The following is a 23,133-nucleotide window of genomic DNA, read 5'->3' on the forward strand; positions in this document are numbered from 1 at the left end:
CCTGCGGTTGAGTTCATGACGCAATCGCAGGATATTTTTCTAATATGACTTTGTTGATATTCGTTGATATTCTTTTTTACATGAAGAATTGGCAATCTATCTTTGGAAAGCATAGTTGCGCTGGGTACAGAAGATTCGCCGCATATCGGGTTGCATGTCGAATCGTGTTGCCTATTTTTTTCGCGCCTTTAGTGGCGTGCGCGCCGTCGGGTATCTATGGGCCCTATGGCTTACCGGTTGAAGTGTATTCGCAGTGCAATGAGGCCCCGCATCCCGGACCATCCGCCTGTACGCGCGGACCTTTATCGCTCGTTCCGCTCGCCGATCCGCGCGGCTGCGTTCCTTACGCCGCATCGCGCGAAACATCGCCCGCGCGGCGTGCTTCGGTCGAAACGCTCTGCCGCGACAACGTGCTCGATACCGAGGGCCGCGTGTTGGTTTCCAAAGCGCGGCTCGCCGATCGGATCGAGGCGGCGGAAAGCGCGCGCCGGCTGTCGGGAGATCCGGCGCGCCAGGCGCAGGCCGCAGCCGATCTCGCGGTCTTGCGCGAATTGATACCCCAAGCGCCAGCCGAATAGCGATCTCGCGCGCGGGGCCTCGCCCTGCTAATTTCCCGCGCCATGGCGACTCCGATCTATCACATGTGCCGCGCCGACGAATGGGAAGAGGCCCAGACGACGGGTTCCTACGCCGGTTCCTCGCAGGACAAGGCCGACGGCTTCATCCATTTCTCGACCGCCGAACAGATCGTCGTGTCGGCGGCGAAGCATCGCGCGGGCCAGGATAATCTCGTGCTGATCGAGGTGCCCGATACGGCGCTGGGCGACGCCCTCAAATGGGAAGTCTCGCGCGGCGGCGCGCTGTTCCCGCATCTCTACGGCGCGCTCGACATATCGAAGGTCGCGCGCCACGCGCCGCTCAAACTCGGCCCCGCGGGGCGACACGTGTTTCCCTGGGGGCTGGCATGAGCGTTTTCTACAAACTGATCCGGCCGTTCCTGCACGCCTTCGACGCGGAGACGGCGCATGGCTTGTCGATCACGGCGCTGAAGCATGGCTTGGTGCCGTTGCCCGCCCCGATCGACGAGCCGTCGTTACGCGTGAAGCTCTGGGGCCTCGATTTTCCGCATCCGATCGGCCTCGCCGCCGGGCTCGACAAACATATCGAGGTGCCGGACGCGCTGCTCGCGCAAGGCTTCGGCTTCGTCGAAGTCGGCTCGGTCACGCCCAAGCCGCAAACCGGCAATCCGCGCCCGCGGCTGTTCCGCCTGACCGAGGACGCGGCGGTGATCAACCGCTTCGGCTTCAATTCCTGCGGGCTCGATGCGGCGGCCGGGCGCTTGGCGGCGCGGGCCCGGCGCGGCATCGTCGGCATCAATCTCGGCAAGAACAAGGAAACGCCGAACGCGGCCGACGATTACGTCAAGCTGATCGCCGGGCTGGGGCCGCATGCCGATTACGTCGTTTGCAATGTGTCCTCGCCCAATACGCCGGGCCTGCGCGCGCTGCAAAGCCGCGAACAGCTCGACGCGATCGTGGTGCGCGTGCAAGCGGCGATGGACGCTCTGCCGGTCGATCCCAAGCCGCCGCTTCTGTTCAAGATCGCGCCCGATCTGACCGACGCGGATTTGGAGGACGTGGTGCGCGTGGCGCTTGATCGCGGCCTTGCGGGCCTCGTCGTCGGCAACACGACCTTGTCGCGGCCGGAAAGCTTGCGCTCGCCCCACGCCAAGGAAAGCGGCGGCTTGTCGGGCAAGCCGCTTTTCCCGCTGGCGACGGCGGTGCTGCAAAAGACCTATCGTCTGGCGGGCGGAAAAATTCCGCTGATCGGCGTGGGCGGCGTGTCGGACGCGCGCACGGCCTATGTCAAGATCCGGGCGGGGGCGAGCCTCGTGCAGCTTTATTCGGCGCTGGTTTATCAAGGCCCGGACCTTGCCGTGCGCATCGCCCGGCAATTGCCCGCCCTGCTGAAGGCGGATGGTTACGCCCATGTGTCGGCGGCCGTCGGCGCCGATTGCCGTTGACCGAATCGGCCCGGCTTGGGATACCGGAACGGTCCCATGAACAAGATGCCCCATATCCTCGCCGGTCTCGCCTATCTGTTGGGCGGGGGCGCGCTTGCTCTGGGCGTAAGTCCGCTCTGGGGCCTCGCGGCTTTCGCGGCGGCGGTGGCCCTGCACGGGATTTGGTGGGGCCTCGTCCTCGCCGGGCATCTCGAGACCGCGCAGGCGCGGATCGGCGAATTGCGCCGCGACGTCAAATTCGCGCGCGAGGAAATCCAGAGCGTGCTCGAAGCCATCGAAAGCATGGCGAGCAAGAACGCCGAGATGGCCAACGTCTCGACCGAGCTGCGCTTCCTGAAAGGCCTGGTCGAGCAATTGTCGGGCAAGCCGATCACGCTGCCCGGCGAAGCGCCGCATCCCAAGGCGCCGCCCAAACCCAATCTGCCCGACGCGCAAGTGCTGGATATCGTGCGCGAAGCGCTGCGCGAAGGCCGCGTCGATCTCTATCTCCAGCCGATCGTCGATCTGCCGCAGCGCCGCCGCCGTCACTACGAATGTTTCTCGCGCGTGCGCGGGCCCGACGGCACGATGATCGGACCGGATTCCTATCTGGCGCTGGCCGAGGCGTATGGCCTCGTTGCCGCGATCGACAATATGCTGCTGTTCCGCGGCGTACAGCTCGTGCGCCGCGTGCAAGGGCGCGGCGGTGCGGGGGCCGGGACGGGCGTGTTCGTCAACATCTCGCAGCACACGCTGGCCGATAAGCGCTTCTTCGCCGAGTTCGTCGCCTTCATGGCGCAGAACCGCGATCTCGCTCCCAATCTCGTGTTCGAATTGGCCGAAGCGCAAGCGCGCCGTTTGACCGAGGAACAGTGGAAGGCGCTCGCGCAATTGGCGGCGCACGGCTTCCGCTTCTCAATGGATCAAGTGGTCGAGCCCGCCACACTCGATCCCGTGGCGCTGGCCCAGCACAGTTTCCGCTTCATCAAGGTCGAAGCGCGCAAGATGGTTGAATTCGCGTCCGCCGGCGGCGGGCTCGCCTTCACGCGCTTGCGCCAGGGCTTGCTCGATGCGCGCGTCGACCTCATCGTCGACAAGATCGAAAGCGAGCAAGTGTTGCTCGAAGTGCTGGAACTCGATGCCAGCTACGGCCAGGGCTATTTGTTCGGCGAGCCTAAGCCGCTCAAGGAATCTCAATGACGCAAGCGTTGGACGGTCTGGGACCGGTCGTCGACCGGTACGACGTGTTTTTGCTCGACATGTGGGGCTGCATTCACGACGGCGTGCGCGTGTTTCCGGGCGTCGCCGATCTGCTGGCGCGCCTTCGCGCCAAGGGCAAGAAGGCGATCGTGCTGTCCAACGCGCCGCGCCGCGTGCCCGTGCTGGTGAAGCAGATGCCGGGCTATGGCGTGTCGGCCGATCAGTTCGACGCGATCGTCACCTCGGGCGAGGATACGTGGCGTGCGCTCGCCGCGAAGAAGCACGGTTTGGGCCCGCGCTACTATCATATCGGTCAGGCCGCGAATTTGACCGACCCGGCCGAGATCGGGTTGCGCGAAGTGGCCACACTCGCCGATTCCGATTTCATCCTCGCCTCGGGTGCGGCGGGCGACGGCACGCTCGATATGGACAAGCTTCAGCCCATTCTCGCCGACGGTGTCGCGCGCAAGCTGACGATGGTTTGCGCCAATCCCGATCTGGAAGTCTTGCGCGGCGAGGAACGCTATCTGTGCGCGGGCACGGCCGCCGCCGCTTACGAAGCGTTGGGCGGCACGGTGCATTATCACGGCAAGCCGCATCGCGGCGTCTATGAATGGGCGCTGGAACTCGCCGGCAATCCCGATCGCAAACGCGTGATCGGCGTTGGCGATGCGATGCGCACCGATGTGGCCGGCGGGCGCGGGGCCGGTATCGATCAAGCCTTCATCCCCGGCGGCATTCACGCGGTCGCGTTGGATGCGCCGATGGGCACCTTGCCGACGGCCGAAAAGATGGCGGCACTGTCGGCCGAATTCGGCTTCGCGCCGACCTATATGTTGGCCGAATTGCGCTGGTAATCCCGAGTCGCCGCGAATCCCCAAATATGGGGGTCGAGCGGCGACTTACCCACAAGCTGTCGATAAGTACGATTCGCTGCGGCGAATCAACCTCTTGTCATCGCCGCGCCATGTGCTCGAGTCGGAGGCCTATTTTGGGGCCCCGAACGCCCCTTAAGATCATGAAATCAGGGGAGTAGAGCCATGGCCGATTTCGCGCGTCCCGACCTGGCGCAATGGGAAAAGCTGGCGAGCGCCGAGTTGAAGGGCGCGCGCAGCGATTCGCTGAGCTGGACGACGCCCGAGGGGATCAAGGTCAAACCGCTCTACACGGCGGATGATCTCGCCGGTCTCGAACATCTCGGCGGTATGCCCGGTTTCGCGCCCTATGTGCGCGGCCCCCGCGCGACCATGTACGCGAACCGCCCGTGGACGATCCGCCAATACGCGGGTTTCTCGACGGCCGAAGAGTCGAACGCCTTCTATCGTCGCGCGCTGGCGGCGGGCCAGGCGGGCCTGTCCGTCGCGTTCGATCTCGCCACCCATCGCGGCTACGACAGCGATCATCCGCGCGTCGTGGGCGACGTGGGCAAGGCCGGTGTCGCGATCGATTCCGTCGAGGATATGAAAATCCTGTTCGACGGGATCCCGCTCGACAAGATGTCCGTGTCGATGACCATGAACGGCGCGGTGCTGCCCGTGCTGGCGTCGTTCATCGTCGCGGGCGAGGAACAGGGTGTCGATCAAGCCAAGCTTTCCGGCACGATCCAGAACGACATCCTCAAAGAATTTATGGTGCGGAACACCTACATCTATCCGCCCGCACCCAGCATGCGCATCGTGGCCGATATCATCGAGCACACGGCCAAGCGCATGCCCAAATTCAATTCGATCTCGATCAGCGGCTACCATATGCAAGAGGCGGGAGCGACCTGCGTGCAGGAACTCGCCTTCACGCTGGCCGACGGGCTCGAATACGTGCGTGCGGCGTTGTCGAAGGGCTTGGACGTGGACGCCTTCGCGCCGCGCCTGTCGTTCTTCTTCGCGATCGGCATGAACTTCTTCATGGAGATCGCTAAGCTGCGCGCGGCCCGCCTGTTGTGGACCGAGCTGATGCAAGGCTTCAACCCGAAGAAGGCCGACAGTCTGGCACTGCGCACGCATTGCCAAACCTCCGGCGTCTCGCTGACCGAGCAGGACCCCTACAACAACGTCGTGCGCACGGCGATCGAAGCGATGGCGGCGGCGTTGGGCGGCACGCAAAGCTTGCACACGAATTCCTTCGACGAAGCCTTGGCGCTGCCCACCCCGTTCAGTGCGCGCATCGCGCGCAACACGCAGCTGATCCTTCAGGAAGAGACGGGCATCACCAAGGTGGTCGATCCGCTGGCGGGTTCGTACTACGTCGAAAGCCTGACCGCCTCGATCGCGGCCCACGCGCGCGCGCTGATCGGCGAGGTCGAAGCACTGGGCGGCATGACCAAGGCCGTCGAAAGCGGCATGCCCAAGCTGAAGATCGAGGAATCGGCGGCGTTGCGCCAAGCGCGCATCGATCGCGGCGAGGAGACGATCGTCGGCGTCAACAAATACAAGGTCGAGAACCCCGAGAAGGTCGACATTCTCGACATCGACAACACCGCCGTGCGCGAAGCGCAGGTGAAGCGCCTCAAATCCGTCCGCGCCACGCGCGACGAGGCGAAGTGCCGCGAGACGCTGGAAGCGCTGACCCGTGCCGCCGGCGGCGGCAACGGCAATCTGCTCGAACTGTCGATCGAAGCGATGCGCGCGCGCGCGACGGTGGGCGAAGTCTCCGACGCGCTGGAGAAGGTCTATACCCGTCATCGCGCGACGATCCGCTCGGTCACCGGCATTTACGGCTCGGCCTATGACGGCGACGAAGGCTTCGCCAAGATCAAAGCGGAAGTCGCGTCCTTCGCATCGGAAGAAGGCCGCCGCCCGCGCATGCTGGTGGTGAAACTGGGCCAGGACGGCCACGATCGCGGCGCCAAGGTGATCGCGACGGCCTTCGCCGATATCGGCTTCGATGTCGATGTGGGCCCGCTGTTCCAAACGCCGGACGAAGCGGCGCGCCAAGCGGTCGAGAACGACGTGCACGTGATCGGCGTGTCGTCGCAGGCGGCGGGCCACAAGACGCTCGTGCCCGCGTTGATCGCGGCGCTGAAGGCCCGCAAGGCCGACGACATTCTGGTCGTATGCGGCGGGGTCATCCCGCCGCAGGATTACGACGAACTCCTCCAACAAGGTGTGGCGGCCATCTACGGCCCCGGCACCAACATTCCGCACGCGGCGGCCGAAGTGCTCGGCCTCATCCGGCGGCGCAAACGGGCGGCATAGCAAATGAGCGAGAACGACAACAATTCGGGCCCCGGTTCCCAGCGTCTGCGCGTTTTGAGCGGTGCCGCCGAGCGCGAGCAGGAACGTTTGCGCGCCGCCAACGATCCCGCGGGCCCGGTCTACGAACCGCTTGCGCCGACCGGCAAACGCACGATGGCGGCCGCACTGGCCGCATCGGCGGTGTGGTCCGTCGCCGTTCTTTGGTATGCGATCGCTTATATCGGCCTGGGCGCCTTCGCGTCGATGCTGCCGCATGAACTGGGCGCCTTCGTCGCGGGTGCGACGATGCCGCTGCTCGTGCTGTGGTTCGTGCTCGGCTATCGCGCGCGCGGCCAGGACCTCGTGCGCCATGCCCGCGCGCTCGAAGTGCGTCTGGCCGAGCTCGTCTATCCCGCCGATCAGGCGGATTCCAAGCTGCAATCCATCGCCGTCACGCTGCACGACCAAGCGCGCGCCTTGACCGACGCGTCGGACGCCGCGACGCGACGCCTCGCCGAAGCGCGCCAAGGTTTGGCGAGCCAGGCGGGCGAACTCACGACCGTGTCCGATCAGGCCGCGACGCGCGCCATGCAGGTGATGGCGGGTTTGCGCCGCCACGCCGAAGGGCTGGAACGCGTCACCGGCTTGCTGACCAGCCGCGTGCAGATCGTCGAAGCCGCCGTGCGCGAACAGGCCGAAGCGCTGTCCGGCGCTTCCGACCGCGCGATGTCGCAATCGCGCGAGATCAACGCGACTTTGCGCGAGCAGGTGGAGCGTCTTGCGGCCACCAATGAAAAAACCGCCGCGAATGCGGGTGCCATTCGCGAAGCCTTGCGCGAACAGTCGCAGGATTTGGCCGAGACGACCGAACGCGCGCGCAGCCGGGCCGCCGAAATCCGCGCCATCCTCGCCGATCAGACCGGCGCGTTGGTCGATGCGACCGAAAAGGCGCTCGACCGCGCGCGTGAAGTCGGCGATTTGCTGCGCCGTCAGGCCGAAGCGTTCGTCGACGCGACCGAAACCGCCGAAGGCCGCGCCAATTCGGCGTCGGTCGAAATCGGCTCGGCCAAGCGCCAGGCCGAAGCGGCGGGCGAAGCGCTGGAAAGCATCGCCGATCGTCTAATCGAAACGGCGCGCGATCTCGCCAAGCAATCCGACGCGACGCAATCCACGCTGCGCAACCAGATCGAAGCTTTGGCCGACGCTTCGGGGGCCGCCGAGGGCAAGATCGTCGCGGCGGGCGATTTGATCCGCTCGCGCACCGAGGATGTCGCCAACGCCTCGACCCGCATGAGCGAGGTCGCCACCACGCTGGGCGGCGAGACGCGCGCGATGCAAAGCACGCTCGAACGCCTCACCGCGCGCACCGAAGCCTCGACCGAATCCGTGCGCCGCCAAAGCCACGAACTCGCGACCGCCGCCGATCAGGCCGTGGTGCGCGTGCGCGCGGCGGGCGAAACCTTCCAGACGCAGTCGCGCGAATTGGCGGATGCGGCGGGTCAGGCTTTGGCGCGCGTCGGCGCCGCCAATGCCGGTTTCTCCGAGGCCGCGCGCGATCTGGCGCTGGCGGGCGAAGCGGCCGAAGCCAAGGCCGCCGCGATCGGCGAGGATTTGCGCCGCCACGGCTCGGGCCTGATCGAATCCGCCGACACGGCCGGGCGCACGGGCATCGAAGCGGGCCAGCGCCTGTCGCGCGAAGTCGAAACGCTGCTGCGCACCGCCGGCGCTTTGTCGGCCGAAGCGCAAGCGGCCGAAACGCTGCTGCAATCGGAAAACCACGCGCTGGCCGAAGCCGCCGCGCGCGCCAAGGCGACGGTGGACGCCGCCGGTGCGGCGCTGCGTGTGCGCTCGGAAGAACTCGACGCGGTCAATCGCCGGGTTGGCGAATCCCACGCAACGCTGGAAACGACCGCGCAGCGCGGCCAGGAAGCGCTGGACCGCGTCGCGTCGCGCATCGACGCCTCGGCCGAAGTCGCGCGCCGCCGCTCCGACGAATTGGTCGTCGCCGCCGATCAGGCGGCACAGCGCGTGCGCGCGACGAGCGAAGGTTTCCGCGTCCATACGCAGGACATGACCCATTCGGCCGAATTGTCGCTCGCGCGCGCGACGGAATTGGGCGAAACGCTCAAGCGCCGCGCCGACGAAATCGACGGGGCCACCGAACGCACGACCCAGCGCATGGATACGCTCGCCGCCAATCTGCGCGACGGCGCGGTGGCGCTGGGCGATACGGCCAGCGAAGTCGCGCACAAGCTCGGTACGTCGGGCGAGGCGGTGCGCCAGCGTACCGAAGCGATCGAGCGTGCGGCCGATACGGCCCTCGACCGGATGGGCGATGCCGCCGCCGAGATCGAGCGCAAGGCCAAAGACCTCGACGCGACCGCCTTGTCCGCGCAAGACCGCCTGAACGAAACCGCCGAAGCCCTGCGCGCGCGCGGGGCGGAATCCGAGAACGCGGTCGTCTCGGCCGTGCGCCGCCTCGACGCCGCCGCGCAAGCCTTGGCCGACGATGCGCGCGAAGTCTCCACGGCGCTCGACCGCACGGGTGCAAGGATCGAAGCGAATGCCGAAACCGCGAAGCGCGAGACCGAGCAGCTCGGCCTCGCCGCCGATCAGGCGGGTTCGCGCATGCGCCAAGCGGGCGAGACATTCCGCGATCAGACGCTGTCGCTGACCCGTGCGGCGGAGCTTGGCATCGAGCGCGCCGACGCTTACGCCGACACGCTGCGCCTGCGCACCGAAGAACTCGCCGCCGCCGATCGCGCGACGGGCGAACGCTTGGAAGGGCTGGGCGAAACCTTGGCGACGCGCACGCAAGCGCTCTCCGACGCCGCGTCGGAAACGGCGCTGACGCTCGATCGGTCGGGCGAGGCCTTGCGCCAGAAGACGGCGGCGCTCGACGACACGGCGGCGAATGCGCAAGCGCGTTTGTCGGCGACCGCGCAGGATATCGACGCGCGAGTGCGCGAACTCGAAAGCACGTCGCATCGCTTGGACGAACGCCTGCGCGCGTCGGGCGACACGGTCCGGTCGATCGCGCAGATCGCGGATGCCGATATGCAGGGCGTGGTTCGCCGCCTCGACGCGTCGGCCGAGGCCTTGGTGCGCGACAGCCACGAAGTGGCGCATGCGGTCGATCGCGCGTCGGAACGCATGCTGGCGTCGTCGGACGTCGCCAAGCGCGAGAACGCGGCTTTGGTCGTCGCGTCGGACGCCGCCGCGCAGCATGTGCGCGAAGCGGGCACGAATTTCCGCCAGGAAACGCAAAGCCTCGTCCATGCCGCCAATCAGGGCCTGGACCGCGCCAATCTTTTGGAAACCGCGATCGCGCAGCGCACGGCGGAAACCAACGCCGCCGCCGATCGCACGCTGGCGCGCCTCGACGAAGCGGGGCTTGCCTTGCGCCAGCGCGGCGCCGATCTCGACGAAACCGCGACCGAATCGGTCAAGGCGATCGCCACTGCGGGCGATGCGTTGCGCCGCGAGACGAGCGAGCTTCTCGCGACCGGTCAATCGGCTTCGGCGCGCATCAACGACGTGGCGGCCTTGCTCGACCAGCGTTCGGGCGAATTGGCGTCCATCGCGGCGACGGCGGCGCAAAAGCTGAAGGAATCGTCGGACTCGCTGCGCGCCCGCTCGGGCGAATTGGACCAGTCGGCCGATCGCGCGGCGCTGCGCGTGGGCGCCATCGACGCCGGTTTGCGCGACCAATCGCTCACCTTGCTCAAGACGATGGAAACCGCCTCGGGGCGCGCGGGCGAGCTTGGCGCGCAATTGGAAACGCAGGCCGCGTCGGTCGGCCGCGCATCGGACGATGCGGCCGCGCGCCTGCGCGCCACCGCCGACGCGTTCCGCGACCGCGCGGTCGAAATGGGCAACGTCGCCGATATCGCGACCGGCAAGGTCGGCGATACGGGGGCGGAGGCCGAGCGCCGCTTGCAGGCTTTGGCGACCCATGCGGTCGAAACCGCCGGGCGCCTGGAGGAAAGCGGCGAGACGTTCCGTCAGCGTCTGGCCGATCTCAACCGCGCGGCCGGCTCGGTCGGCGCGTTGATGGCCGAAGCGAGCGAGACCTTCCGCCAGCGCACCGGCGATCTGCAGATCGCGGTCGATCAGGCGAACACGCGCGTCGCGTCGGTGGGCCAAGCCTTGCGCGAACGCACGGTCGATCTGGGCGGGGCGGCGGATGCGGCCGAAGCGCGCCTCTCCATGGTCGCGGAAATTCTGCGCGCCAACGCCTCCACGCTCGCCGACACGGCCGATCGTTCGTCGACCAAGCTCGATGCGCTGGGCGAAGCGCTGGTGCGCCGCGCGGCCGAACTCTCGGCGATGTCGGATGGCACCGCCGCGCGCATGGCGACGGTCGATTCCGAACTCGCCAAGCAGCGCACGAATTTGGCCGAAACGATCGAAAATCTCGGCAAGCGGTCGAGCGAGCTGGGCGCCATCCTGCGCGGCCAGGCCGACCACCTCAACGGCGTGGTCGCCGAAGCGGGCGAGCGTTTGTCGGAGGTCGGCGCGCAATTCGACCGGCAGGCCCGCGAAGCGGCCGACGCCGCGACGGTGGCGAGCCAGCGCATCGGCCAGACCGGCGAATCCTTGCGCCGCCGCGCCGACGAATTGTCGGGCGCGGCGCAGGAAGGCGGCACGCGCCTCGAAGCGACCGCCGACAGCTTCCGCCGTCGCGCGGAGGAAGTCATGGCCGCCGTCGGCCAAGCCGCGGCGCGCATCGCCTCGGTCGGCGAAAGCTTCGCGCGCCAGTCGCGCGAATTGGGCGTGGCGATGGATGCGGCCGAGCGGCGCATCGCCGAGGCCGAGCGTCTTCTGTCGGTCCAGACCGACGCGCTCGACGCCGCGGCCGACAAGGCGACGGGCGAAGCCAATGCCGCGACCGAGGCCTTCCGCCGTCAGGCCGAAGACCTCGCCGCCGCCTCGGCCGCCGCGAACGAAGCGCAAGCGCGCCTCACCGCCAGCGAATTTGAAGCCAAGCGCGGCCGCTTCCTGCGCGCCTCGCGTCTGGTCGTCGAAGGCTTGAACTCGCTGTCGATCGATCTGGCGCGCACGCTGGACTCGTCGGTCACCGATCGCGTGCTGAAGGAATTCCTGGGCGGCGATCGCGGCGTGTTCGTGCGCCGCTTGCTGCGCCTCGATTGGGGCCCGACGGGCAAGACCGTGCAGCGCCGCTACGCCGAGGATCCGGATTTCCGCCGCTACGTGACGGATTATCTCACGCAATACGACCGCCTGATCGCGGACGCGCGCGAGGCCGATCCCGAAAACGTGCTGGTCTCGACCTTCCTGTCGGCGGACGTGGGCAAGCTTTATATGACGCTCGCCTCGATCGTCGGCTGGAAGAAGAATTAATCGTCACCCCGGATAAGCCGGCGCGTGAGCGGCGGCGCGATCCGGGGTCTTGTCGAGATCCCGGCTCTCGCTGACGCTCGGCCGGGATGACGGTTTGATGGAACGCGCTAAACCGCACCCTTGAGCTTCGCGAGCGCCCAGATCGCCAGCGTTTCGGCGTCGTCCACGCGGCCGTCGGTCATCATGCGCTCGAACTCCGCGAGCGGCACGCGCGCATGGACCATGTCGGACTCGGTCGCCTCGCGGGCATGCGCGCCTTGCGTCAGGTCCGTCGCGAGATAGACATGCATCGCCTGGCGGAGAAACCCGTTGGCGATGGCGAGCGTGCCGAGGCATTTCCACGTCTTCGCGGTGAGACCGGTTTCCTCGGCGAGCTCACGCTTGGCAAGCGCTTCGGGATCGAGGTCCTCGGCCTCCCACGAGCCTTGCGGCAATTCCCAGGCGCGCTTTGACGTCGCGTAGCGATATTGCTCGACCAGATGGATATGCAAGTCGTCGATCGCGACGATGCCGATGCAATCCTTCTTTTCGGCCACACCATAGATGCCAAGCGACCCGTCCGGAAACCGGACCTGGTCCTCGCGCAATGTCATCCAGCGGTTCGCGTAGACGACCCGCGTATCGAGACGCCGGATCACGAAGTTACGAACGCCCGTGGCAGTGCTTGAATTTCTTCCCCGAGCCGCAGGGGCAATTGGCGTTGCGCGGCACGTTGGCCCAGGTCGTCGGGTCGGCCGGGTCGATGCCGCGCTTGCGTGCCGCTTGGGTGGGCGAGGCGGCGTCGCGCGCTTCCATGCCTTCGGGCAGCGGATGCTGGGCGAGCAGCTTGCCCATCTCCGGGTCCTCCGGCATCAGATCGGACGCCGGGGGCGCATCGACGCGGATCTGCACGCGGGCGAGCAACGTCGTCACGCGCTCGCGCAATTCGGCGAGCATCGCTTCGAACAGCTCGAAGGCTTCCTTCTTGTACTCGTTCAGCGGATCGCGCTGCGCATAGGCGCGCAGATTGATGCCCTGGCGCAGATGGTCGAGCGTGAGCAGATGCTCCTTCCACGCGTGGTCGAGCTCCTGCAACAGCAGGCTCTTCTCGACCTGGCGCATGATCTCGGGCCCCGTTTCGGCGGTCTTCGACGCCATTTTGCGTTCGACCGCGTCGGCGATGCGCTCGCGGATTTCCTCCTCCGCGATGCCTTCTTCCTTCGCCCAATCCGCGACCGGCAAATCCATGCCGTAGAGGCGCAGGATTTCCTCGTGCAGCGCCGAGGTGTCCCATTGCTCGGGATAGGCGTTGTGCGGAATGCAGCGCGCGATCAGCACGTCCAGCGTTTCGCGGCGCATATCCTGGATCTGCCCGGACACGTCGTCCTGGCGCATGATGTCGCGGCGCTGTTCGTAGACGACCTTGCGCTGGTCGTTCATCACGTCGTCGTATTTCAGCAGCTGCTTGCGGATTTCGAAGTTGCGCGCTTCGACCTTCTGCTGCGCCTTTTCCAGCGCCTTGTTGATCCAGACATGGACGATCGCTTCGCCTTCCTTGAGGCCGAGCTTCTGCAGCATGCCGTCCATGCGCTGCGAACCGAAAATGCGCATCAGATCGTCGTCGAGCGACAGGAAGAACTTCGACGCGCCCGGATCGCCCTGGCGGCCCGAACGGCCGCGCAGCTGGTTGTCGATACGCCGGCTTTCGTGGCGCTCGGTGCCGACGACGTAAAGACCGCCGGCGGCGAGCGCCGTCTTCTTCATTTCCTCGATCTCGGCGCGGATCGCGGCGGCGCGCTGGTCGAATTCCGGTCCCGGCGGCACGCCGGCCAGTTCGGCCTTCACGCGCATGTCGTAATTGCCGCCGAGCTGGATGTCGGTGCCGCGGCCGGCCATGTTGGTGGCGATGGTGACGGCACCCGGGCGCCCGGCTTGGGAGACGATCAGCGCTTCCTGCTCGTGATAGCGCGCGTTCAGCACCGCGTGCTGGATGCCGCGCTTCTTGAATTCCTCGGACAACGCTTCCGATTTTTCGATCGACACCGTGCCGACCAGCACGGGCTGCCCGCGCTTGCGGCAATCCTCGACCAGATCGGTGATCGCTTTCGCCTTCTCGCGCGCGGTCCGGTAGACCTCGTCGTCGTGATCCTTGCGCTTAACGTCGACATTGGTCGGAATCTCGACGACTTCGAGCTTGTAGATCTCGGCGAATTCCGGCGCTTCGGTCATCGCCGTGCCCGTCATGCCCGCGAGCTTCGGATACATGCGGAAGTAATTCTGGAAGGTGATCGAGGCGAGAGTCTGGTTCTCGCGCTGGACCTGGACCTTTTCCTTCGCTTCCAGCGCCTGATGCAGGCCTTCGGAATAGCGCCGGCCTTCCATCATGCGGCCGGTAAACTCGTCGATGATGACGACTTTGCCTTCCTTGACGATGTAGTCGACGTCGCGCGTGAACAGCTTATGCGCGCGCAAAGCCTGGTTGGCGTGATGGACGAGGTTGACGTTGGCGAGCTCGTACATCCCGCCTTCCTTGAGAAGGCCGGAATCGCGCAGCAGCTGTTCGATCTTTTCGCCGCCCGCCTCGGTTAGCGCGACCGTGCGCTGCTTCTCGTCCTTCTCGAAATCGGCGGCGTCGAGGGACGGGATCAGCTTGTCGACGGCGATGTAAAGCTCGGAGGAATCGTCGGCGGGCCCCGAAATGATCAAGGGCGTGCGCGCTTCGTCGATCAGGATCGAGTCGACTTCGTCGACGATCGCGAAATGGAACGGCCGCTGGACCATATGCGCGAGATGGAACTTCATGTTGTCGCGCAGATAGTCGAAGCCGAATTCGTTGTTCGTGCCGTAGGTCACGTCGGCGGCGTAGGCCGCGCGGCGCTCGTCGTCGGTCAGGCCGTGGACGATCGTGCCGGTGGTGAGGCCCAGGAAGCCGTAGACGCGGCCCATCCATTCGGCGTCGCGCTTGGCGAGGTAGTCGTTGACTGTCACGACATGCACGCCCTTGCCTTCGAGGGCGTTGAGATAAACCGCCAGCGTGGCGACCAGCGTCTTGCCTTCGCCGGTCTTCATTTCCGCGATGCGGCCCTGGTGCAGGACCATGCCGCCGAGCAGCTGCACGTCGAAATGGCGCTGGCCCAGAACGCGCTTGGCCGCTTCGCGCACGGTGGCGAAGGCGTCGGGCAGGATGTCGTCGGTCGTTTCGCCCTTCGCCAGACGGTCCTTCAGCCACGGGGTGCGGGCTTTGAGGTCGTCGTCGCTGAGGGCCGCGATTTCCGCTTCCTTGGCGTTGATCGCGGCGACGGTCTTGGCGAAGCCTTTGAGGACGCGGTCGTTGGAAGACCCGAAAAGCGCGCGGGCGATGGCGCCGAACATGCGGAAAGTCCTTGGAAATCTGTAGCGCCGCGAAATCGCCGGCGGCGGACCGGACCCGGAGAGATAGGCCCATCGCGGCGCCCTGTCAACGCGACCCGAACCCCCGGATATCGCACGGGTTTCGCCTTGTTCCGACCCCAATGCCATGCCACTCTCCCGGCCGGATTTCGGGGCGATCGGCGCCCCAGGAAGGAACCCGCAATATGCGTGCGATTTTCGGGGCCGCCCTGGCCCTGCTTGTGACGGCCGCCCCCCTGGCCGCGCAAAACTCCCCCCTGCCGGCCCCGGCCGGCGAAGACACGATCGTCGCGCGCGTCGACGGCCAGCCGATCCGCCGCTCGGACGTGCTGTCGTTCCAGCGTTCGCTGCCGGCCCAGTTCCAGCAAGTGCCGATCGAAGCGCTGCTGGAGCCGATCGTCGAGCGCCTCGTGTCGCAAAAGCTTCTCGTGGCCGACGGCCGCAAGAAGAACCTGCAGACCGACGCCGAAGTGCGCCAGCGTTTGACGCAGTTCGAGGATCGCGTGATTCAGGAAGTGCTGCTCAACCGCGTGCTGGCCGACAAGGTCAACGACGCGGCGTTGCGCACGCGCTACGCGGCCTATCAGAAGGAAAATCCGGGCAAGGAGGAAGTGCGCGCGAGCCACATCCTCGTGAACTCCGAAGCCCAGGCGAAGGAAATCCTGACCGCGCTGAAGGGCGGGGCGGATTTCGGCAAGCTCGCCAGCGAGAAGTCGATCGACCCGGCGGGCAAATCCTCGGGCGGCGATCTCGGCTATTTCGGCAAGGACGAAATGGTGCCCGAATTCGCCGAGGCCGCGTTCGGCATGAAGGCGGGCGACACCTCGGCCGCCCCGGTCAAAACGCAGTTCGGCTGGCACGTGATCCGCGTCGCCGACCGCCGCACGGTCGCCGAGAGCTTCGAGGAAGTGCGCGAGCGCCTGTCCTCGGAATTGTCGCAGGAGATCATGCAGAACTACGTCGAAGGTCTGCGCAAGACGGCGAAGGTCGAATTGTTCGGCCTCGACGGCAAGCCGCTCCCCGCCGCCCCGACCGGCCCGACGATCACGCCCGCCAAGTAAGCAAACGGAAACACGAAGAATGGCCCACGCCGTCTCGCCGCTCGCCCCGACGAAATTCCCCGACCTGCAAGCCATCGGCGGCGTCCGCATTGCTGCGGGCCTTACGGGGATGCGCTACAAGAATCGCGACGACATTGTGATGTTCGCGTTCGACAAGGGAACGTCGGTCGCGGGCGTGTTCACCAGCAACAAGATGCCGGGCATGCCCGTCGATTGGTGCCGGAAATACGTGGGCAAGGGCAAGGCGCGCGCGTTGGTCGTCAACGCGGGCAACGCCAACGTCTTCACCGGCAAGCAGGGGCGCGACGCCTGTGCGGCCACGGCGAAGGCGGCGGCGAAGGCGCTGGGCTGCAAGGCCGAAGAAGTGATGCTCGCCTCGACCGGCGTGATCGGTTTGATCCCGCAGGCCGATCTTCTCGCCGCCGCGGTCGCCGATTTGGGCTTGCGCTTAGGCACGGCGGATTGGGGCCGTGCGGCGCGCGCGATCATGACGACCGATACCTTCGCCAAGGCCGCGACGACGACCGCGAAAATCGGCGGCAAGAAAGTGCGCATCTCGGGCATCTGCAAAGGTTCGGGCATGATCATGCCGCAGATGGCGACGATGCTCGCCTTCGTCGCGACCGACGCGGCGATCGATCCGGCCGTCTTGCGCAAGCTGGTGCGCGAGGAAGCGGATACGAGCTTCAACGCCGTGACGGTGGACGGTGATACGTCGACGTCCGACACGCTGCTGGCGTTCGCGACGGGTGCCGCCGGCAACAAGCCGGTCAAGAGCTTGACCTCCGCCGACGGCAAGGCGCTGCGCAAAGCCTTCGCCGTTGTGCTGCAGGATCTCGCCATCCAAATCGCGCGCGACGGCGAAGGGGCGCAGAAGCTTGTCACCATCGACGTCGCCGGCGCGCAATCCGACGCGGCGGCGCGGCGCATCGCCATGTCGATCGGCAATTCGCCGCTGGTGAAGACCGCCCTCGCGGCGGGCGACGCCAATTGGGGCCGCATCGTCATGGCCGTGGGCAAGGCGGGCGAGAAGGCGGATCGCGACAAGCTGTCGGTATCGATCGGCGGGATCACGATCGCGCGCAAAGGCGGGCTCGTGCCCAATTACGACGAAACCCCGGTCGCCAAGCATCTTTCGGGGCGCGAAGTGTTCCTGAAGGTCGATCTCGGCCTCGGCAAGGGCAAGGCGCGCGCGTGGACCTGCGATCTGACCCACGCCTATATCGACATCAATGCCGATTACCGGTCCTGATTCCGAACCGGAAGGCTGCGACGATCCGAAGCTGTCGGCACTGCTGGCGGCACCCGCACGTGTCGTCACGGTCGTCGCGGCGGCGCTGATCGATTCCGACGGGCGCGTGCTGCTCGCCCAACGCCCGCCGGGCAAGTCGATGGCGGGGCTTTGGGAATTCCCCGGCGGCAAGCTCGATCCGAACGAAACCCCCGAAGCGGCATTGACGCGCGAGCTTCATGAGGAACTCGGCATCGATCTGCGCCCCGCCTGTTTGGCGCCGCTGACCTTTGCCTCGCATCGCTATCCCGATTTCCATTTGCTGATGCCGCTTTACGCGGCGCGCAATTGGAAGGGCACGCCGCAACCCAAAGAAGGACAGAAACTCGCCTGGGTGCGGATCGAGAATTTCAAAGACTATCCGATGCCGCCTGCGGATATTCCATTGGTGGCGATGCTGCGCGACTTGCTCTAACCGCCATCGTCATCCCGGCCGAGCGTCAGCGAGAGCCGGGATCCCGGGTCGCGCCATCGCTGCCGCGATGGCTTGCCCGGGATGACGGGAGGGGTCAGGTGGGCCGCGCGCGGTCGCCGGTTTTGACCTCGACCGCGTCCAACGCTTGGGCGAGCCGCGTCGTCGCCGTGCCGGGGCGTAAAGGTTTGGGCTGGTTCGCGGCCGGCGCCCAGGCGGTCAGCGTCAGCATCTGGAAGGTCGCGGGCATGCGGCCCGTGCTTTCCTTGCCGAAGCGATCCTCGTAGATCGCGGCGGCGCGCAGGATGGTCGATCGGCGGGAGAAATCCTTGCGCCGTTCCACGACCGCGTTGCTTTCGCCCATGCCGCGCAGATCGCGCATCAGGTCGAGCGCGTTCTCGTATTCGACGGTGATCGTGTCGCTGTCGGCGACCGGCAGCGCGAAGCCGGCGCGTTGCAGCAGTGCGGCCGCGTCGCGCAAATCGGCGAAGGGCGACACGCGCGGGCCCGCGCCGCCGGTTTCGGCAAGCTCGGCATCCAGCAACGCCTGGCGCAGCTCGATCAGCGTTTCGCCGCCCAGCAGCGTCACCAGGAACAGCCCGTCCGGCTTCAACGCGCGGCGCGCTTGGATCAAGGCGCCGGGCAGGTCGTTCGTCCAATGCAGCGACAGGCACGAGACGACCAAATCGAAACTGCCTTCGGCGAAGGGAAGATATTCCTCGTCCGCCACTACGACCGCGCGATCGGCGTCGCCGTCGCAAGCCCGCGCGCGGGCCGCGCGCATCATCGCGCAGGAAAGATCGCTGTGGACGAGCAGTTCCACGCCTTTTCGTTGCGCGATCAGCGGTGCCAGCAATCCGGTGCGTGCACCCATATCCAGCACGCGCGGGAAAACGCGGTTGATGTCGTCGAGGCGTTCGACCAGGCGTTCGGCGGCTTCGCGGAACAGGAAATCGTGATCGGCGAAATGCCGCGCGGCGCGATCGCGATGCGCGCGCACGGCTTTGCGGTCGAAAACGATCGGCGATCCCATGACCGATTCCTAGCCCAACCCGCGCGCAGGCGGAAAGGGGGGATGTGAACTTCGCGCGATTGACTTGTGGATCGATTCCGTGTTGCGCTCGACGGCCGTGGACCTCGCCGCCCGCATCGCCGGATTGATCGCGTTTGGCGCGCGTGCCGGGCGCGTGGCGCTCGATGCGGTCGTGCCGCCCGTCTGCGTCGCTTGCCGCGAGCCCGTTTCCGAACCGCATACATTGTGCGCCGCGTGCTGGGCGAAGCTCGGCTGGATCGATCGGCCGTTTTGCGCGCGCTGCGGTTTGCCGTTCGACTACGCGGCGTTGACGCCCGGGCCCATCGAATGCGCGCCGTGCCTCGCCCGCCCACCCGCCTTCGCCAAGGCACGCGCGGCCTTGCGCTACGAACCGGCCAGCCGCGAATTGGTGCTTGCCTTCAAACACGCCGATCGCACGCAAAATGCGCCGGCCTTCGCTGCGTGGATGGCGCGCGCGGGGGGCGAATTGCTCGACGGCGCGGATCTGATCGTGCCCGTGCCTTTGCATTGGACGCGGCTGATCGCGCGGCGCTTCAATCAAGCGGCGCTGCTGGCGCGGGGTTTGTCGAAACGCACGCGCATTCCTTTCGCGCCCCGGTTACTGATCCGTACCCGGCGCACGCGAACGCAAGGTGACCTCACGCGTTCCCAGCGCATGCGCAATGTGCGGGGCGCCTTTGCGGTGCGCGCAAATGGGCGCCTTAAATTGAAGGGGCGGATTGTCGTTCTGGTGGACGACGTGATGACCACCGGCGCCACTTTGGAAGCCTGCGCCAAGGCCTTGCGCCGCGCGGGCGCCAAGGAAGTGCGCGTCCTGGCGCTCGCCCGCGTCGTCCGGCCGGGCGAGGGCACGGTTGGATAGGCGGGGGCACATAATTTCCCGGGACATACTGGTGTGCGCTGCGGCGATTTGCTAGTTTGGAAGCATTCCAACAACGGAAGCGACCATGGCGACCAAGATCGAAATCTACTCCAGCCCCTTCTGCGGATACTGCGCGCGCGCCAAAAGCCTGCTGCGCCGCAAGGGCGTCGAGTTCGTCGAATACGACGTGATGGAGCGTCCCGATCTGCGCGAAGAAATGGTGAAGCGCGCGGGCGGCGTGTCGACCGTGCCGCAGATTTTCGCCGACGGGAAACATCTGGGCGGCAGCGACGACATCCATGCGCTCGATGCGCAAGGCAAGCTCGACCCGATCCTCGCGCTTTAACGCTCCAACACGAATTCCAGCGTTTCGCGCGGGGTCTCGCGCGCGGGCTGGCTGCGCAGCATTTTGCCGTTGGGCCGCATGCCCAATTTGCGCGCAACCGTCAGCGAGGGCGCGTTGTCGGGCAAGGCCCCGGCGGTGAGGCGCGTCATCTCCATCGACCAGCAGAACTCGACCAGCCGCGCCGCCGCTTCGAACGCGTAGCCGTTGCCTTGATGCGGCATCGCGATCCACCAGCCGAGATCGCCTTCCTTGCCGGGCCCGTCCAGCGCCACACCGATGCCGCCGATAGCTCCCGGTTCGTCGCGCCGTTCGATCACGAAGGTCAACGCGCGCGCGGCTTCGATCGACGCACGCACATCCGCGATCCAGGACCGCGCGTTCTCGATTCCGTAGGGATGCGGGATATTCGCGGTCCAGCGCGCGATCTCCCATTCGGCGAGCCACATCGCCAAGGCCTCCGCGTCGGCGTCGCGGGGAACGCGCAAAATCAGGCGCGGCGTTTCCAGGCGCAGGTCGAGAAGGTTCAAGGCTGGACGCGGACGTGATTGACGACGGCGCGCACGTCTTCCGTGCCGCGCGCCAGATTCAACGCGGTATTGAGCTCGGTCTGGCTCAAGGCGCGGCCGAACAGATAGACCGTGCCGTTGACCGCGCGCACGCGGAAATTCCCGCTGGTGATGCCCTTCTCGGCCAGCAGCTTCACGCCCATCTTCTGCTCGATCGCGAGGTCCTTGGCGGTGGCGCCGATCCCGCCCTGGTCGGTCACCTGAAGCTCGTTGATAACTTGCGTCACACCCTGGATGCCGCGCGCCAATTCCTCGGCGCGGGTTTTCATCCGCGCTTCCTTCACCGAGCCCGTCAGCAGCATCCGCCCGACATAGACATCGGTCGAGACGTCGCGGAACAAGGCGCCGGATTCGCCCGCGACCGCGCGGTTGAAAGCCAGCAGGATGCGGTTGTCTTCGGTGATCTGCGACGTGGTGCGCGATTCGGTGGCGAGGCGCGCGACGGTCGACACACCCGGCGGGGCGCCGCACGCGGTAAGCGAGGCGAGGGCGATCAGGGCGAAAGCGGCGGCTTTGAAGCGCATGGACATTCTCCCGGTTGAAGCGGGCTAACCGTACAACGCTTCCAGCCGATCGCCATAGATCCCGCGCACGATATGACGGCGAACTTTTAGCGTCGGCGTCATCTGCTCGTTCTCGATCGTGAAAGGCTCGCGCGCGATCAGGAAGCGGCGCACGCGTTCGGGCAGCGGCAGCTTGGCGTTGGCGCGCTCGACCGCCGCGTCGACCGAAGCGATCAAATCGCGGTCGCCCGCCAGCGCCGCGAGATCGGCGGCGACGCCCTTGGCCTTGGCGACCGCTTCGATCGTTTCGGGCTTGGGCACGATCACCGCGACCAGATAAGGCCGCTTGTCGCCATGGACCATCGCCTGGGCGATTTCCGGCTCCATGATCAAAGTACCTTCGATCTTCGACGGCGACAGCATGTCGCCGCCCGAGTTCTTGATGAAATCTTTCTTACGGTCGGTGATTTTGATTCGGCCCGCTTCGTCGATCAGGCCCACGTCGCCGGTATGCAGCCAGCCATCGACGATCGTCTTCTCGGTCCATTCGGGCTCGTTCCAATAGCCCTTCATGACCAATTCGCCGCGCACCAGGATTTCGCCGTCATTGGCGATGCGCACGGTCACGCCCTTCATCGGCGGGCCGACCGTATCCATGCGTTCCTCGCCCGGCCGGTTGGCGGCGATGACCGGCGCGGATTCGGTCTGGCCATAGCCTTGCAGCACGCGCACGCCGAGCGCGTGGAAGAAAATCCCGATTTCCGGGTTCAGCGCCGCACCGCCCGACACGAACGCCTTCAACCGCCCGCCGAACCGGCCGCGCACCTTGCCGCGCACCAGTTTTTCCAGCACGCGATCGGCCAGCCATTCCAGCACGTTCAAGCGGTTGCCGTTATAGCGCTTGGTGCCGAGTTCGATCGTCTTGGCGAACAGGAATTGCTTGAGCGGCTTCTCGCGCTTCAGCCCTTGGGTGATGCGCGCGTGCAGGGATTCGTACAGCCGCGGCACGGCGGTCATGATCGTGGGCCGCACCTCGACCATGTTGGAGCCGAGCTTGTCGATCCCCTCGGCGAAATAGATCGTGGCGCCGATGCCGATCATGAAGCCCATGCACACGGTGTGCTCGTAGGAATGCGACAGCGGCAGGAACGAGAGATACGTCTCCTCGCCGGGATCGAGGGCGGTGAAGATATCCCACGCCCCGTCGCAATTGCGCAGGATGGCGCCGTGATGGAGCATCACCCCTTTGGGTTTGCCGCCCGTGCCCGAGGTATGGATCACGCACGCCACGTCGTCGCGCATCAAGCCCGCATTCGCCGTGTCGGTCGGATCGGACGCCGTCTTGCCCAACGTCTGCGCGTCGTCCCACGACAAAATCTCAAGGCCCATATCCTGGGCGTAAGCAGGCTTCTCGATCGCGATGGCGAAGCGGCAGCCCGGCGATTGGCGTGCGGCGGCGACCGCTTTCTCGGCTAAAGCCTGGGTCGAAACGATCACGCCCTTGGCGTGGACGTTCGACAGGATGAACAGATGGTCTTCGACCGTGTTGGTCGTGTAGGTCGGCACGCTGATCGCCCCCGCCGCCATGATGGCGAGATCGGCGATCACCCATTCGGGCCGGTTTTCGGCGATCAGGCCCACGCGATCGCCGCGCCCGACGCCCAGCTTCACCAGCGCGGCGGCCAAAGCGCGGATTTGCGTTTCGGCTTGGGCCCAAGTCAGCGCTTGCCAAGCGCCGTCCTTCTTGGCCAGCAGAAACGGCTTTTCGGCGCGCTTCTTCGCCTGATCCAGAAAGGCCCTGAGCAAGCTGGGGCATTTGTCGAAATCGGTGGGGGGCGCGATCATTCGGGGTTTCCTCGCCGGCCGGGTCTTTTCTCGATGCTGCGACCGGCTTATATCCATGAAATAGCTTATCGGCCCGATTTCAGGAACC

At 66.2% G+C, this 23,133-nt stretch carries 18 protein-coding genes; 12 read left to right on the forward strand and 6 right to left on the reverse strand.

What is annotated here, in order from left to right; genetic code table 11:
- The first annotated feature begins 44 nt into the window (after window positions 1-44).
- The 7 genes from J0H39_20720 (at window position 45) to J0H39_20750 (ending at window position 11,736) form a co-directional block, all read left to right on the forward strand.
- Complete coding sequence (locus J0H39_20720; protein MBN9499185.1) at window positions 45-578, forward strand: hypothetical protein; 534 nt, start codon at window positions 45-47, stop codon at window positions 576-578.
- 42 nt (window positions 579-620) lie between these two features.
- Window positions 621-968 (forward strand): DUF952 domain-containing protein, encoded by a 348-nt coding sequence (locus J0H39_20725; GenBank protein MBN9499186.1) that lies wholly within the window; start codon window positions 621-623, stop codon window positions 966-968.
- Entirely contained in the window at window positions 965-2,023 is a 1,059-nt protein-coding gene (locus tag J0H39_20730; GenBank protein ID MBN9499187.1) for a quinone-dependent dihydroorotate dehydrogenase, read from the forward strand. The genes J0H39_20725 and J0H39_20730 overlap by 4 nt, the downstream gene beginning before the upstream one ends.
- Before the next feature lie 36 nt (window positions 2,024-2,059).
- A complete protein-coding gene (locus tag J0H39_20735; GenBank protein ID MBN9499188.1) occupies window positions 2,060-3,202 on the forward strand; it encodes an EAL domain-containing protein in 1,143 nt (380 codons plus the stop codon).
- Window positions 3,199-4,059: a TIGR01459 family HAD-type hydrolase gene (locus J0H39_20740; protein ID MBN9499189.1), complete on the forward strand. Its 861-nt coding sequence runs from the start codon at window positions 3,199-3,201 to the stop codon at window positions 4,057-4,059. The genes J0H39_20735 and J0H39_20740 overlap by 4 nt, the downstream gene beginning before the upstream one ends.
- Before the next feature lie 183 nt (window positions 4,060-4,242).
- On the forward strand, window positions 4,243-6,393 hold the full coding sequence (gene scpA / locus J0H39_20745; protein MBN9499190.1) for a methylmalonyl-CoA mutase: 2,151 nt from the start codon (window positions 4,243-4,245) through the stop codon (window positions 6,391-6,393).
- 3 nt (window positions 6,394-6,396) lie between these two features.
- Window positions 6,397-11,736, forward strand: a complete 5,340-nt coding sequence (locus J0H39_20750; protein MBN9499191.1) for a hypothetical protein — start codon at window positions 6,397-6,399, stop codon at window positions 11,734-11,736.
- A 107-nt stretch (window positions 11,737-11,843) separates the two neighbouring features.
- Here the strand turns inward: J0H39_20750 and J0H39_20755 are convergent, their stop codons facing one another.
- Both J0H39_20755 and secA read right to left on the reverse strand, forming a co-directional pair.
- Window positions 11,844-12,374, reverse strand: a complete 531-nt coding sequence (locus J0H39_20755; protein MBN9499192.1) for an NUDIX hydrolase — start codon at window positions 12,372-12,374, stop codon at window positions 11,844-11,846.
- 4 nt (window positions 12,375-12,378) lie between these two features.
- Window positions 12,379-15,087 (reverse strand): preprotein translocase subunit SecA, encoded by a 2,709-nt coding sequence (secA, locus tag J0H39_20760; GenBank protein ID MBN9499193.1) that lies wholly within the window; start codon window positions 15,085-15,087, stop codon window positions 12,379-12,381.
- A 203-nt stretch (window positions 15,088-15,290) separates the two neighbouring features.
- Between secA and J0H39_20765 the strand changes: the two genes are divergently transcribed.
- From J0H39_20765 to J0H39_20775, 3 genes are read left to right on the forward strand one after another with little or no spacing between them, the layout of a single operon-like run.
- The gene (locus J0H39_20765) at window positions 15,291-16,166 is read left to right on the forward strand and encodes a peptidylprolyl isomerase (GenBank protein ID MBN9499194.1); all 876 of its coding nucleotides are present in this window, start codon (window positions 15,291-15,293) and stop codon (window positions 16,164-16,166) included.
- Between the two features lie 19 nt (window positions 16,167-16,185).
- On the forward strand, window positions 16,186-17,418 hold the full coding sequence (gene argJ / locus J0H39_20770) for a bifunctional glutamate N-acetyltransferase/amino-acid acetyltransferase ArgJ (protein ID MBN9499195.1): 1,233 nt from the start codon (window positions 16,186-16,188) through the stop codon (window positions 17,416-17,418).
- A complete protein-coding gene (locus J0H39_20775; GenBank protein MBN9499196.1) occupies window positions 17,399-17,872 on the forward strand; it encodes a (deoxy)nucleoside triphosphate pyrophosphohydrolase in 474 nt (157 codons plus the stop codon). Before argJ ends, J0H39_20775 begins: the two co-directional genes overlap by 20 nt.
- Window positions 17,873-17,966: 94 nt before the next feature.
- On the opposite strand, the gene J0H39_20780 is transcribed toward J0H39_20775, so the two are convergent.
- Window positions 17,967-18,902 (reverse strand): methyltransferase domain-containing protein, encoded by a 936-nt coding sequence (locus tag J0H39_20780; GenBank protein ID MBN9499197.1) that lies wholly within the window; start codon window positions 18,900-18,902, stop codon window positions 17,967-17,969.
- A gap of 82 nt (window positions 18,903-18,984) precedes the next feature.
- Between J0H39_20780 and J0H39_20785 the strand changes: the two genes are divergently transcribed.
- A complete protein-coding gene (locus tag J0H39_20785) occupies window positions 18,985-19,785 on the forward strand; it encodes a ComF family protein (GenBank protein ID MBN9499198.1) in 801 nt (266 codons plus the stop codon).
- A gap of 85 nt (window positions 19,786-19,870) precedes the next feature.
- Window positions 19,871-20,131: a glutaredoxin 3 gene (grxC, locus tag J0H39_20790; protein ID MBN9499199.1), complete on the forward strand. Its 261-nt coding sequence runs from the start codon at window positions 19,871-19,873 to the stop codon at window positions 20,129-20,131.
- Here grxC and J0H39_20795 read toward each other — a convergent pair.
- Genes J0H39_20795 through J0H39_20805 form a run of 3 tightly spaced genes read right to left on the reverse strand, consistent with a single transcriptional unit; the run spans window position 20,128 to window position 23,045 of the window.
- Window positions 20,128-20,658: a GNAT family N-acetyltransferase gene (locus J0H39_20795; protein ID MBN9499200.1), complete on the reverse strand. Its 531-nt coding sequence runs from the start codon at window positions 20,656-20,658 to the stop codon at window positions 20,128-20,130. The genes grxC and J0H39_20795 overlap by 4 nt on opposite strands.
- Window positions 20,655-21,221 carry a BON domain-containing protein gene (locus tag J0H39_20800; protein MBN9499201.1) on the reverse strand — a complete coding sequence of 189 codons (567 nt, stop codon included), beginning with the start codon at window positions 21,219-21,221 and terminating at the stop codon, window positions 20,655-20,657. The genes J0H39_20795 and J0H39_20800 overlap by 4 nt, the downstream gene beginning before the upstream one ends.
- A 24-nt stretch (window positions 21,222-21,245) precedes the next feature.
- On the reverse strand, window positions 21,246-23,045 hold the full coding sequence (locus J0H39_20805) for a long-chain fatty acid--CoA ligase (protein MBN9499202.1): 1,800 nt from the start codon (window positions 23,043-23,045) through the stop codon (window positions 21,246-21,248).
- Window positions 23,046-23,133: the final 88 nt, after the last annotated feature.

Source organism: Alphaproteobacteria bacterium, assembly GCA_017308135.1.
In the GTDB taxonomy this organism is placed as follows: Bacteria; Pseudomonadota; Alphaproteobacteria; order CACIAM-22H2; family CACIAM-22H2; genus Tagaea.